At 52.6% G+C, this 12540-nt stretch carries 13 protein-coding genes and 3 pseudogenes; 10 read left to right on the top strand and 6 right to left on the bottom strand.

Going from position 1 to position 12540, the window contains the following annotated elements; translation table 11 throughout:
• Positions 1-23 precede the first annotated feature (23 nt).
• Both HMPREF1985_RS10275 and HMPREF1985_RS10270 read left to right on the top strand, forming a co-directional pair.
• Positions 24-269: a hypothetical protein gene (locus HMPREF1985_RS10275; RefSeq protein ID WP_006689659.1), complete on the top strand. Its 246-nt coding sequence runs from the start codon at positions 24-26 to the stop codon at positions 267-269.
• Positions 270-271: 2 nt separating this feature from the next.
• On the top strand, positions 272-652 hold the full coding sequence (locus tag HMPREF1985_RS10270; protein ID WP_006689660.1) for a hypothetical protein: 381 nt from the start codon (positions 272-274) through the stop codon (positions 650-652).
• Between the two features lie 8 nt (positions 653-660).
• Here the strand turns inward: HMPREF1985_RS10270 and HMPREF1985_RS11100 are convergent.
• The 6 genes and pseudogenes from HMPREF1985_RS11100 to HMPREF1985_RS10245 form a co-directional block, all read right to left on the bottom strand.
• Positions 661-1142: pseudogene (locus HMPREF1985_RS11100) on the bottom strand (terminase TerL endonuclease subunit); the annotation flags it as partial.
• The gene (locus HMPREF1985_RS11380) at positions 1093-1272 is read right to left on the bottom strand and encodes a hypothetical protein (protein ID WP_021684444.1); all 180 of its coding nucleotides are present in this window, start codon (positions 1270-1272) and stop codon (positions 1093-1095) included. The gene HMPREF1985_RS11380 and the pseudogene HMPREF1985_RS11100, both read right to left, overlap by 50 nt.
• An 86-nt stretch (positions 1273-1358) precedes the next feature.
• A pseudogene (locus tag HMPREF1985_RS10260) lies at positions 1359-1850 on the bottom strand (recombinase family protein); the annotation flags it as partial.
• Between the two features lie 122 nt (positions 1851-1972).
• Positions 1973-2359 (bottom strand): annotated as a pseudogene (locus HMPREF1985_RS10255) (magnesium chelatase domain-containing protein); the annotation flags it as partial.
• Positions 2360-2601: 242 nt separating this feature from the next.
• Positions 2602-3993 (bottom strand): DUF389 domain-containing protein, encoded by a 1392-nt coding sequence (locus HMPREF1985_RS10250; RefSeq protein ID WP_021772549.1) that lies wholly within the window; start codon positions 3991-3993, stop codon positions 2602-2604.
• Between the two features lie 35 nt (positions 3994-4028).
• Positions 4029-4937 (bottom strand): 4Fe-4S binding protein, encoded by a 909-nt coding sequence (locus HMPREF1985_RS10245; protein WP_196805408.1) that lies wholly within the window; start codon positions 4935-4937, stop codon positions 4029-4031.
• Positions 4938-5011: 74 nt separating this feature from the next.
• On the opposite strand from HMPREF1985_RS10245, the gene HMPREF1985_RS11860 reads away from it, so the two are divergent.
• The 8 genes from HMPREF1985_RS11860 to HMPREF1985_RS10215 all read left to right on the top strand — a co-directional run bounded on the left by HMPREF1985_RS11860 (position 5012) and on the right by HMPREF1985_RS10215 (position 12461).
• Entirely contained in the window at positions 5012-5572 is a 561-nt protein-coding gene (locus HMPREF1985_RS11860) for a 4Fe-4S dicluster domain-containing protein (RefSeq protein WP_021772547.1), read from the top strand.
• The gene (locus HMPREF1985_RS10235; RefSeq protein WP_021772546.1) at positions 5559-6731 is read left to right on the top strand and encodes a PucR family transcriptional regulator; all 1173 of its coding nucleotides are present in this window, start codon (positions 5559-5561) and stop codon (positions 6729-6731) included. Before HMPREF1985_RS11860 ends, HMPREF1985_RS10235 begins: the two co-directional genes overlap by 14 nt.
• Positions 6732-6884: 153 nt before the next feature.
• Complete coding sequence (locus tag HMPREF1985_RS10905; RefSeq protein WP_021772545.1) at positions 6885-7451, top strand: TorD/DmsD family molecular chaperone; 567 nt, start codon at positions 6885-6887, stop codon at positions 7449-7451.
• Positions 7448-8527: a molybdopterin-dependent oxidoreductase gene (locus HMPREF1985_RS10225; protein ID WP_255349307.1), complete on the top strand. Its 1080-nt coding sequence runs from the start codon at positions 7448-7450 to the stop codon at positions 8525-8527. Before HMPREF1985_RS10905 ends, HMPREF1985_RS10225 begins: the two co-directional genes overlap by 4 nt.
• Positions 8467-9636, top strand: coding sequence for a molybdopterin-containing oxidoreductase family protein (locus HMPREF1985_RS11755; RefSeq protein ID WP_369758581.1), 1170 nt, complete (start codon positions 8467-8469; stop codon positions 9634-9636). Before HMPREF1985_RS10225 ends, HMPREF1985_RS11755 begins: the two co-directional genes overlap by 61 nt.
• A gap of 5 nt (positions 9637-9641) precedes the next feature.
• A complete protein-coding gene (locus HMPREF1985_RS11750) occupies positions 9642-10049 on the top strand; it encodes a 4Fe-4S dicluster domain-containing protein (RefSeq protein WP_081695836.1) in 408 nt (135 codons plus the stop codon).
• Positions 9938-10399 (top strand): DmsC/YnfH family molybdoenzyme membrane anchor subunit, encoded by a 462-nt coding sequence (locus tag HMPREF1985_RS11085; RefSeq protein WP_304412258.1) that lies wholly within the window; start codon positions 9938-9940, stop codon positions 10397-10399. The genes HMPREF1985_RS11750 and HMPREF1985_RS11085 overlap by 112 nt, the downstream gene beginning before the upstream one ends.
• 64 nt (positions 10400-10463) lie before the next feature.
• The gene (locus tag HMPREF1985_RS10215) at positions 10464-12461 is read left to right on the top strand and encodes a molybdopterin-dependent oxidoreductase (protein WP_021772540.1); all 1998 of its coding nucleotides are present in this window, start codon (positions 10464-10466) and stop codon (positions 12459-12461) included.
• The last annotated feature ends 79 nt before the right edge of the window (positions 12462-12540 follow it).

Below are 12540 nucleotides of genomic sequence, written 5' to 3'. Positions count from 1 at the left end.
CTCCTTAGAACGGAGGAATATGTATGCAAGCTGCAATCAAAGGTCGCTATCAGGCTCACTTGGATGCAAAGAAACGTCTGACACTGCGCGGTGCTAAATATGATTATTACGAAGTACAGGAATACGATAACGGCATCATCCTGCTAGAGCCGCGAGAACTGGTTCGTCCAGAGGAAATATCGAAACGTACGCTACAGATGATGGATGAATCCATCCGCAATCTGAATGCAGGAAAAGTTTCTGCACCGATTGACCTCTCCGGATTCTGAATATGGATTTTTCGATTCATATGGGTATTCCTGAAATGCTTGAACTGTGGATGCGTCTGCACAAAGAGAGCATGGATGGAAGTATTTCAAAAGCAGATGCCAACCTTTATAAAAAATGGGGCAAAGCATTAAAACTTCTTGCTTCCAATCCATTCTATCCAAGCCTCCATACACACGAAATCCAAGATTTAACCAGACGGTACGGACAAAAGGTCTGGCAGTCATATTTGGAGAACCGAACCAGTCGCGCCATGCGAATGTATTGGGTGTATGGCCCAGAGCAGAAAGATATTACCATCATCGGATTGGAACCCCATCCCGAAGATAAGAAAAACGGTGCATACGACAAGGTCACGCTGTCAAAACTGGAACCGCTCGAATAAACACGAATTCACAGCAACAAAATTCCTCGCTCATCATAGACACATGCGGAGGTATCATTCCCACACCGAATCGCACGATCCAGCGCCATGATGAGTGCAATCACGCCGTCGATCTTCTCGGTGGACTTCTCCTTGTCCGCCTTGATGTTCCCTGCGGGATCGGTGCGAATGAATATATTGTCTGCCATCCAGCGCATGACGGGATGCCCGCCGTGCGCTATTTCTTTTCCAGCGTCAGCTTCATCAACTCCTTGGTTGGTGCCCCCATATCCTTAAAGCCCTACCCGAATGGAACAACGGTGAAGCTCATCCCCTCGAGGTTTTGCACCATCTGTACCGCGTCACGTCGCTCAAAGACAATTTCGCGGATGTTGTACTTCTCGCTAAGCCGCTCAATAAACGCCTCGATAAAGCCGTAATGTACGTCATTTTCTCCGGATTTATGATAACCAGATAGTTTCCATACAGACGAGATTCGGAAATCTATGTTGCTTCCTTGCTATGAGGTCAGCATCCAGAACGGCAATCTTCATCATCCCTTGAGCGCGGTAGGCGCTCCATGCCGATTTTCCTACAGAACCACCGAATGTGGTGATGCAGTTCTGCTTTACGATATCCAAAATCTCATTCTCTTTGAAAAGGAATGTGCATCTGACTATAATGTAGGATGGGGAGCATAATGGAATCTATTTTTTTCTAGAGGCACTCATCCCCCAACACCAATCTCAATCCCTCCCTTGAAAACAACGACTACCGTGCCGTCCTCCTTGACCACAATGTGATCGAGCAGTCCGCCCCATAGCTCCTCATCGAACTCAACCTGCTCCCCGTTGATACCACATACCACTTGAATCATGGCCTCCAAGGTGTTTCTCTTGCGCTCCCTCTCGGCAATTTGCTCATCCAACGTCGCCAGATGTCCCTGCTTTTCCACATAGAGTGCGCGAATCTCATTTTCCTGTTTCAGATACGCCGTCTGATCCTGTGCCACCCGTGCATTCTCGCGAATCAGTGTTTCAAGCCGTTCTGTCAAAACGCGAAGTTCCTGCTCTACTTTATCCCGTTCCTCCATCAGCTCCCTCGTTTGGCAAACGCTGTCAATCAGAGATCGCAGTTCTGCAATCACGTTCTCTTTCACTTCCACCAAGGAATTCAGTGCCTTGACGAAAATCTGTTTGATTTCCTCCTCCGTCAAGTGGACAGCTCTCTAGAGAACGGACAGTAAAAAAGATCCCTACTGTTGTAAAATAAAAATTACAACAGTAGGGATTCGCCATGTCTAGGAAGTATACAAAAATAGAAATGTTGTCAGATGAAATTCTCCACCGCAATGGACGGAGCAACGTAAAACTCCGCAAGTCCCCGCTCACATGCCGTAATCGCCATTGGAAGAATGCCGCTGATCGGATGGCAGTTTCCATCGAGAGAAAGCTCCGCTGAGAAAAGCGCACTCTGCGCCGCCGCCTCCGGAACCATACCGTAGGATGCAAGGAGACCAACGGCGATCGGCAGATCAAGCCCCGAGCTGTCCTTTCGCACATCGGCGAGTGCAAGATTCATCGTCACACGCTCCTTCGACTCCTTCACCGACGTATCGGGAAGCCCCACCAGTTCAAAACCCGGCAGCCCCGGCGACACATCCACCTCAACGTCGATAATCCGTCCATCTATTCCGAGGGTCGTCGCACCATAAGTCTTTGCAAACAACGGCCTTCCCTCCTACGTTTCAAATATAAGAAAATTATAACACAAGAGAGGGGAAGATGGCTAATGATTCTTTGCAAAGAAAGAGAGATTCCAAACGCTAGGTAAGGCGAATGGAATCTCTCTTGTGTGTTATAAACTTTGGAGCTTATCTGGAAAAAGATGGGCTCCTTCTCCATGAAGAGCCTCAATGAAAAACGCACAGAATTACACGATCTGAATGATTATGTAGTCTCATGTTTTTTTCACGATATGTGGGCTCCGTCCTCAGATACAGTTCCTCCTTTGTTTTCATTTGTTGCCGAGACTTCAGGAAGGAAGTGCACCTCTACACGGTTCTTTGCTTTGTCCGAAATCCATTCGGTCAAGCGAGCACGCGACGCTTCGTCCATATCGGATTGCAGATATATGAACGCAATTTGCGTTTCACTCAGAGCAGCCGATTTATCCCCAGTTCCGGCGGGTGCGCGTACACTCCCGACAGCGATGCGGGAGATTTGCGGAAATACAATACGCGCCTCTCGATTCCAGTCCAATATGTAAGCTCCCTGCTTCTCGCTTTCCTCGCGGGCAGATTTGAGTGCGGTCACAGTCTGCCGTTCCTGCACAGAGGGGATCGCTCTTTTTTCAACCTCGCTGAGTCTTTGATCGATCATCGCCTCCATCTTTTCGCGATCTTCCGCAGAAAAAATCTCTAGCTGGAACGCTCTGAGATGTGCCTTTTCATGCAGTTTCTCTGTCAATACCGTCAAATCATCCTCCGATATTCCGGCAGTCGTAAATACTGTCAGCATTTTCTTCTCGTTATCCAAAGTATAGGAGATTGCCAGACGAGGTGGTGCTTTGAAATTCTCCTCGATATAAATCTTCGCCTGCTCGTTCTCCAGATTTTCCTGCACGCTTTGATACGCAAAGAAACAGCTGGGCAGCGTGACAAGCACTGCAAAGACCATCAGGTAGCGTTTCTGTCTTGAAAATTCCACGGAGTTCCGCTCTATCTTGGAGGGAATGTCAATGATTTTCAGGACGATGAATGCCGTCAGACAGATAAAGAAGCTGTTGATAAAGAACAGGTAGAGTGCGCCCACGGTATACGCCATAACGCCCGTGGCAATGCCATATCCTGCGGTGCAGAGAGGAGGCATCAGAGCTGTTGCAATCGCAACACCAGGGATGACATTCCCGCCCTCTTTGCGTGTTACGCCGATGATTCCTGCCAAGCCGCCAAAGACAGCAATCAAAACGTCCCAGATGGTCGGCGATGTTCGTGCAAGCAGTTCCGACGAAGGGGCATCGATCGGTGTGAGGAAAAAATAAAGCGTCGATGTGGCAACCGAAATGATCACTTGGGCGAGCAGACTTCCTGCGCTGGAACGAATGTATGTGCTGTCATAACGGGCAAGCCCATAGCCAATTCCAAGGATCGACCCCATCAGCGGAGAAATCAGCATCGCGCCGATGATGACCGCCGTGCTGTTCATATTGAGCCCGATGGAGGCGATAAAGATCGCCAGCATCAGGACACTGAGATTCGTCCCCCGAAATCGCACGCCGGCATTGATCCGCTCTGTAATCTCCTGTATTGATGCAATGTCGCCATGCAAGTCAAAAAAATCGTTTAGCTTATTCCAAATCAAATAATCCCTCTCCTATCAACTGTAAAGCAAAATACTTACCCACGCTGCAAGAAAAAATGATTTTCGTTATGGTTTTGCGTTGTCTCTTTTTTGACTATTCGTATCATGAAACGGTTCTTCCCATCGAAGACGGGGTGAATTTTCAAGGCGTACTTCGGGCAATTCCCTTGGCACAGGCCACATGAAGTGCATCGTTCCACTCGAAACGAAAGAACCGCCCCCTCCTCCGTCGGGACAATTTGCAATGATTGATGCGGACAGATCTTTTCACAGAGACGGCACCCATCGCACGCATCACCTACCTCGATCCCGACGAGGAGTGATGCCATCTCTGCCGGATTGACCGCTTGCCGCACCAGCAAATTCTGCGGCAAAAAGGCATACATTATGCCGGATTCGTGCTTCGCAACCTCTTCGATTTCGTTTCCTACCGCTTGAAACAACGCGCGAAAGAAGGAGCGACGACTGACGGCTGCCTCCTTTTCGCGCGAATCCGTCTGTACACATATAATAGGAGGTTTCCCACACAAAACGAGTGCTTCATTACAAGCAGCCACCTCCTGTGTCAGCCACTTCGACACGGCAGGTCTGCATGAGGCGCAGCGGGAACAGTCGATACGAAGTGGCCTGCGCGATGCCAAGCCCCAGAGGATGTGGCGCGTGAGAACCCCGAGACAGGGAAGGCCGGAGGAGGATGTTTTTTTACAAACGAGGAGAGGCTCTTCCATCTGCTCTATGCGCACAAACAGCTCCTCATAGTCCACCTGTGCACGGACAGCCCCCATCGGACAAACCGCAGTGCATAGCCCGCAGTCATCGCATAATGGTTCATCGATCTGCCCGTCATGGATGGCCTTGTTCGGACAAATCATTTCACAGCGATGGCAGGAAGCCCCCTGATAACGACGTAGACAATGCTCAAAATCAATGCTACGATATGCCATAGTAAGATTTCTCCTAATACACATTCACCTGTATATTATATCATACCACCGTAGCACAAGAGGGAGTTTGTCCAATGAAACCGCATCAGCTCGGCTTTCAGATTGATTTATCGCGCTGCATTGGCTGTCATGCTTGCGTAAATGCCTGCAACCATAAGCACGCAGGCATTCACACGGTATTTCGGCATCTCAAGACCGTGAAGGATTCCCATGACTGTCTCACACTCGCCTGTAACCACTGCGCAGCTCCCGAATGCATCCGTGTTTGCCCATCCCATTGCTACAGCAAGCTGCGAAACGGAATTGTGATTCACCACAGCACCGCATGCACAGGCTGCGGACGCTGCGTCGGGGCCTGTCCCTTTCACGCACCGCGACTGCTCCCACAGACGAAAAAGGTCGATAAATGCGACTTGTGCTGGGACCGCCTGCAGCAAGACCTGCCGCCCGCCTGTGTCAATGCCTGTTTGATGGGAGCGCTGCGCCTTGTCGATATGCGTACGGTTCCACCGGATCTTCGGCAAATGGCAGACAGCTATGCCATGACCACGTTCACGCGCCCATCCATCTGTATCCTTCCTGCACAGCCGACAACCTGTTTTTGGAGAACGGAGGAACATCATGACCACAATTGAGGCAGGCCTGTCTTCGGCAGGCTTTTCCATCGAGGAGCAGATGAACTGCGCTGCTCACGCACTGGGGCTCCCTCTCCTCGTGCTCGATGCAGTGGGGACGCCCATTGCCGCGACGGCAGACTTCCCTTCTGACGTACTTGCTCTGCTGCAAAGAAACCGACAGGTGCTGCTTCAACAGGGCAGTGCCTCTTTCCCCACGCTCACCCTATACTCATTAGCGCAGGCGAACGCCACATACGGATGGCTTGTCCTTCCGACGGCCTCGGAGCATCTTTCCTTACAGCAGGAAGATCAGCTCGCACAGTTCGGATCCAATATAACATTTTTACTGTGGCACAGACAAGAAATCGACGACCATGACCGCCGTTACCGGGAACATTTTCTCTATGACCTGATCTACCATAACTTCGAATCGTCAAATGAAATGACGGCACTCGGGCGCTTGTGGAACTACCACGTGGATCGCCCGCATTACGTTGTGGTCGCGGAGTTCGACCTCACACGCTCCGCCGAGCAGCTGTCATCCCATCTTGCCCTCCTCGAACAAGAGGCCATACGATTTTTCTCACGTCACCTCCTGCAGCCGATCTCCTTGATGCTGGACGACCAGCTCGTCCTCCTGCTGGAGCAGTCAGACCTCTGTCGGCAGAGTCTTTGCAGCATGGTGGAACGATTTCAGCACGAACTCCATGCGCGTGCAGCGTTTCTCCCCACATCCTCCATCGGTATCGGCCGCCTGCATCGTGCTCCTGCCGATCTTTGCCGCAGTTTTCAGGAGGCAAAACAGGCGGTGAGTCTTGGCCGATATCGCCATCCAACGGAAGGCATTACATTATATGCCGATTTAGGAATCTTAAAACTCCTATCCCATGTCCGCACGGAGGAGCTCGACGACTTTTGTCAGGAAACGCTCGCCCCCCTCATCGACTACGATGAGAAAAATGACACAGCCTATCTGCGAACACTGGAAGTATATTTTGAGGAAAACGAATCGCTGCCCGCAGCTGCCCAGCGCCTTTTCATCCACGCCAATACGCTGCGCAACCACATCCGTAAAATCAGCGAACTCCTGGATGCTGACCTCACGCTTGCCGATCACCGTGTCCTCTTCTATGTTGCCTGTCAGTCTTTACGCGTTCTGCGCTATCTAAAACAATAACAGCCTTTGCATTGTATGTTTCTCCAAAACTTCGACCAATTCTTGTACAAGACTACAGAATTGGTCGTTTTAATTTATAGTAAAATGGCTTTAGAAAAGCACTTGAGGGTCTGTTTTCTCAACGATTCCTGAACCGATGGAGGAGGTGAAAATATGCTATCGCAAGACATAGAACAACGCGCTGCGCTGTATGAAGCACTCTCTTCGTATTACGCCGGCAATATATCAGCGGGTGAGACATTCATTCGGCTTGCCAATGCTTATCTTCAATCAGAGTTGGTGCTCCCGCCAAAAGAAGATGATGTGGGCTTTGACTTCAACCGCCTGTTCGTCGGGCCGCAGAAACTCTTGGCTCCCCCGTACGAATCATCCTATCTCTCCCCCCATCGGATGACCATGACGAGGCAAACCATGTCCGTCCGTCAGGCCTATCGAGCCGTCGGCATCGAGATTGCCGACAAAGGTCGCATCCCAGACGACCATCTCCACTACGAGGCCGCTTTTGCTGCCTGCCTGCTCCGCAGTCTCTCGCCGTCGCCGCAAGCCGACGGCCAGTCCGATATCGCTGCACATTATGCCGCTTTCCTGCGGGATCACCTGCTCTGCTGGATCTTTCCCCATTTGGAGCACGTCGCCGCACACAGCACGACGCCATTTTGCCGACAGGTCGGCAAGGCTGCCCAGTTGTTTTTCACTTCTGAAAAGGAGGCTCTCTCATGAATTCGCCGCATTCATTCAGCCGACGAACCTTCCTAAAGGGAAGTCTCGCCGCCGTCATTTCCGCTGGAATCGGGTCTTCGCTCACGCTGGACAAAACGCCGTTCCGTCCCGCTGCAGCGGAAGCATCCGAACAGGTTTTTCAAAGTGCCTGTCCGCGCAACTGCTATGACTCGTGCTCCATTCTTTCGACCGTCAAAGACGGCGTTTTGAAATACGTCGAGGGCAACCCCGCCAATACGTATACACATGGACGTCTCTGTGCAAAGGGATTTTCCTATACGCGATCCATCTACAGTCCGGATCGCATCAAATACCCCATGCGCCAAGTGGGGCGCAGCAGTGGGAAATGGGAGCGGATCAGCTGGGACGAAGCATTCGACATCATTGCCAAGCAGATTCTCTCCATCAAGGAAGAATACGGCTCTACACTCCCCATCTGTCTCAACAAGTACTCGGGCAATTTCAACCTGCTTAACTACTGCGTCGAGGGCATGATGTCGAGCATCGGGCATACAACGCGGGCGACGGGAACACCGTGCTGGCCTGCGGGCATTGATGCGCAGACCTTCGACTTCGGGACAATCTGGAACAACGACCCCGAGGATCTCGTCAACAGTAAATACCTGATTATCTGGGGAGCAAATCCCGCGTGGTGCTCGGTGCACTCCATGTATCTCATCGAGCAGGCTCAGCGACAGGGCTGCAAAGTGGTCGTCATTGACCCCACCCTCACCCAAACCGCCTCGAAAGCGGATTGGTACATTCAGATCAAAGCGAGCACGGACGGTGCTCTCGCACTCGGCATGGCCAGCTACATCCTAGAGCATGATCTCGTCGATAGGAATTGGCTGCAGCAGAATGCGAAGGGCTATGAAGAATACTTCTCCAATATCTGCGTGAAAACATCACCGTTGAATGGGCGTCGAAGGAGACCGGCATCGAGGCAAGCGTCATCGAGGCACTGGCACAGGAATACGCCTCGACCAAGCCCGCAAACATCTGGATCGGATACGGGATGCAGCGCCATACAAACGGCGGTCAGAACGTCCGCTGCATCGACACGCTCGCTGCCATGACAGGAAATATCGGAACCTCCGGCGGCGGCGCACAGTACGCGCAGCTCCAAACATGGGGCATCCAGTATCACGCCATGAAGATGAAGCCGCCCGCAGGAACGGCCACGGAAAAAGACCGCATCATCAACATCAATAATTTTGGCCGTGAGGTTCTGGACGCACAGGATCCCCCAATCAAAATGCTTTGGATCGCCTGCCGCAACCCCATGATGCAGGATCCCGAGGCCGCCGTTGTAAAAAAGGCGTTCGAGTCCATGGATCTCGTCGTGACGGCAGATCTCTTTATGACGCCGACCGTCGCCATGAGCGACATCGTCCTCCCCGTAACGAGTGCCTTTGAAACCGCCGGACTGAACGTCTCCTACTGGCATTACTGGCTCTCGCTCAACGAGCAGGCAATCGCGCCCATGTACGAGGCAAGGAGCGATCTTGCGATTGCCATGGGGCTTTCCGCCCGCCTGAATGCGCTCTCGCCCGGAAGCTGTACCTATCCGACCTCGGGCGGTATCGATGAATGGCTTGCCGCTGAGTTTTCCCCGGAATTTTTGGCGCAGTTCGGACTCACGCATTGGGAGGAACTCAAAAAGGGTCCGCGCAAGGCGGTAAAGGGTCTGATCGGCTGGCAGGACAGCAAATTCAAAACGCCGTCGGGGAAATACGAATTTGCATCCGAGACGGCACAAACAGAAGGGCACGAGCTGCTCCCGATCTGGAACGAGCCGATGGACGTGCCCGAGTCATACCCCCTGCGGCTGATTTCCCCGCATTGGAAGCTCGGCATAAACTCGCAGTTCCAGAACCTCGATTGGATGGCGAATATTCATCACGAGCCGACAGTGGAGATTCATCCGAATACGGCAAAGCAGTACCATGTTGCCGAGGGAGATATGGTTCGCCTTTACAACAACGAGGGCGAAGTGCGTCTAAAGACGCATCTTACGCGCACAGTTGCACCCGATACGCTCGTCGTCTACGAGATGTGGCTGAAGGATACGCCGTTTAACATCAACACGACCCTGCACGCCATTCCCTCCGATATGGGAAAGAAAGCGACCGGCTCACCGGGTCTCGCGTTCCACGATAACTTTGTCGCCCTAGTGAAAGCCTGAAAGGAGTGAGTCTCTTGAGCAAACGTTATGCCTTTCTCGTTCATACGGATCGCTGCATTGGCTGCAATGCGTGTGAAATTGCCTGCAAGAACTTCTATCAGCAGGAAGCCTCTGTCCACTGGCGCAAGGTGTACTATATGCAGGAAAAGGATCTCCCCCAGCCCTGCCGCGTCAGCGTCTCGCTCGCCTGCAATCACTGCGACGCACCATCCTGCATGAAGGCGTGTCCAACCAGTGCCTACACAAAGCGCGACGACGGCATTGTGATGCACGATCAGGACCGCTGCATCGCTTCTGTGGTATACTGGGAAGTGTCGCCGGCCTGCTCAGCATTCTCTCGACCTCCCTTGTCTACACCCTCCCCTCACGCCCTGCGTGGGACTCCCCCTTCCCCCTGCTGTTCTTCCTGCTGACGACCTTTGCAGCGGGACCGGCACTCCTGCAGTTTCTGCTGTTGCAGAAAAAACAGACGGTGCAGTTCCCCCTCGTGCGCATCATTTCACTCGTCCTGATTGCGGGAATTGTGATCAGCATTGCCTATGCTGTTGTGCAGGCAGAACACCTGATGCTTCCGGCCGGCTGGCTCGTTCTCCGCATTGCCGTCGGTGCACTCCTGCCGCTCTTCCTGCTCAAGAAAATGTCCGTACCGCGTGCTGCGGCACATCGCCTTTCTCTCTGGGCGTTTCTGCTGATTGCCCTTGGGGAGCTGCTCGGACATCAGCTCTTCTACGCCTCCGTTCTCCCCTTCCCCTTGTTTCACTGAGATAAAGGAAGCAGGAAACGCATCGTACGAATGTGTTTCCTGCTTCCTTTTAACGAGGTTTTCCATGCTCACGCATAAAACAGATCAAATCACCCACCATATCTGCACGCGCAACTGCTATGACTCCTGCGCCATCATCGCACGCAGTCGGGACGGACAAATCACGGATCTCTACGGCGATGCACAGAACCCCATCACGGCAGGACGTCTATGTTCCAAACGCCAGCACATTCTCTCCTCCATCTACGACCCGCGCCGCATTCTCCATCCGATGATCCAGCATGGGCGCGGCAGCGGCAGATGGTCGCGCATCTCATGGGCGCGGGCAATCGATCTCATCGCACACAAAATCTTAGAAATCAAAGCGTCCTACGGCTCAACGCTGCCGCTCTGCCTCAACAAGTATTCGGGCAATTTGGGACTCCTGCGCCGTGCCGTCGAAGGAATGTTCAACAGTCTGGGCGCAACCACACAGACACGGGGAACCCCTTGCTTTTCCGCAGGTCTCGATGCACAGTATTTCGATTTCGGCGCAAATATCACCTCCAACATTCGTGATGTCACACAGGCAAAGCTCATCCTCCTCTGGGGCGTGAATCCCGCATGGACAGCGGTGCACTGTATGCCATATTTCTACGAGGCACGACGCAGAGGTGCGACGATCGTCGTCCTTGACCCCGTTTTTACAGAAACAGCACGCAAAGCAGACTACTATATCCAGCTGCGTCCCGGGAGCGATGCCTCCTTCGCACTTGCCCTGCTCCACCTGCTCGAAAAACGCAACATGCTACACGATATGCCCGCACATATTACAGGCGGATCCTCGTTCCTGCGCGACCTCTCGGCATTCGATGCAGACGAGCTTCTGCGCACCGCAGGACAATCGCTGGATGCCGTCCAAAAACTTGCCGCGCTCATCGAAGAAAACCATCCCATGCACGTATGGTGTGGCTTTGGAATGCAGCGACATCGTTACGGCGGCTTCGCGGTTCGACTCATCGACGCACTCTCCATGTTGACGGGAAACATTGGATGCAGAGGGGGCGGCGTAAACTATGCCCATCAAGGGATGCTTCTATTTTCTGATGCGATTATGCAGCGACGCAGTGATACGCGTTTCATCGACATCAACCAGTTCGCCGATTCACTTGCCGCCCTTCATGACCCGCCGGTTCGCTTCCTATGGATCGCCTGCCGCAATCCGCTCGGTCAGGATGTCTCTCTGCAAAAGCTTCTATCCACTTGGACACAGCTTGATTTTGTTGTCACAGCAGATAAATTCCTCACGCAGAGTGCCGCACTGTCCGACTTGTTTCTGCCCGTCACAACCGAGTTTGAGGAACTCGATGCCTACGCGGGATATTTTCATCATTGGGTTGGACTGAACACCCCCGCCATCCCGCCGCGCGGCGAGGCGAAGAGTGACCTTGAGATCGCCCGCTTATTGACACGCCGCCTCAACGAACTTGCCCCCCATACGAGCACGTTCCCGCATCAAAAAGAGGCTGCCGATTTCCTTGACGAAACCTTTACGCCCCTCGTGTACGAGCGCCTTTCCATTCAGCACTGGCGCGAACTCGAAGAAGGCTCACGCGCTTATGACACGGGCATCCCGTGGGCAGACCATCAATTTGCCACAGATGATGGAAAATTTCACTGCTGTTCCCTCGCCGACATGGGCAGCATTCTCTTTCCAACACAGGAGTATCCATTCTATTTTCTAACGCCGCACGCACAGCAAAACATCAACAGTCAGCATCAAATGCCGGAAACGCGGCTTCCCGAGCACCCCATTGTCTTTCTCCATCCCAAAGCCGCTGCGGCAAAAGGTCTCTCCGAAAACAGCGCCGCCATTCTCTGGAATGATACGGGCGAACTTCACGTCACGGTAGGTCTCACGGAAACCGTCCCACAGGATACGATTCTCTGTCCGCAGGGGGAAAGTCGCTTTTCTGCGCTCAACTGGCTCAATGCAGGACAGACCGCCGATATGGGGGAGGTGCGAACCGGCACGCCAGGGATCGCCTTACACGACGTTTTGGTCAACATACGAGCAAAATAACTAATGGAAGAAAAAGAGATTCCAAACGTCATAGATAACGAATAGAATCCCTTTTTTGTATGAAAATTACCGTATTGTT

This window comes from Mitsuokella sp. oral taxon 131 str. W9106 (assembly GCF_000469545.1).
GTDB lineage: Bacteria > Bacillota > Negativicutes > Selenomonadales > Selenomonadaceae > AWVT01.
Note: the sequence above shows the minus strand (reverse complement) of the source record. Positions and strands in the feature narration are given on the sequence as shown.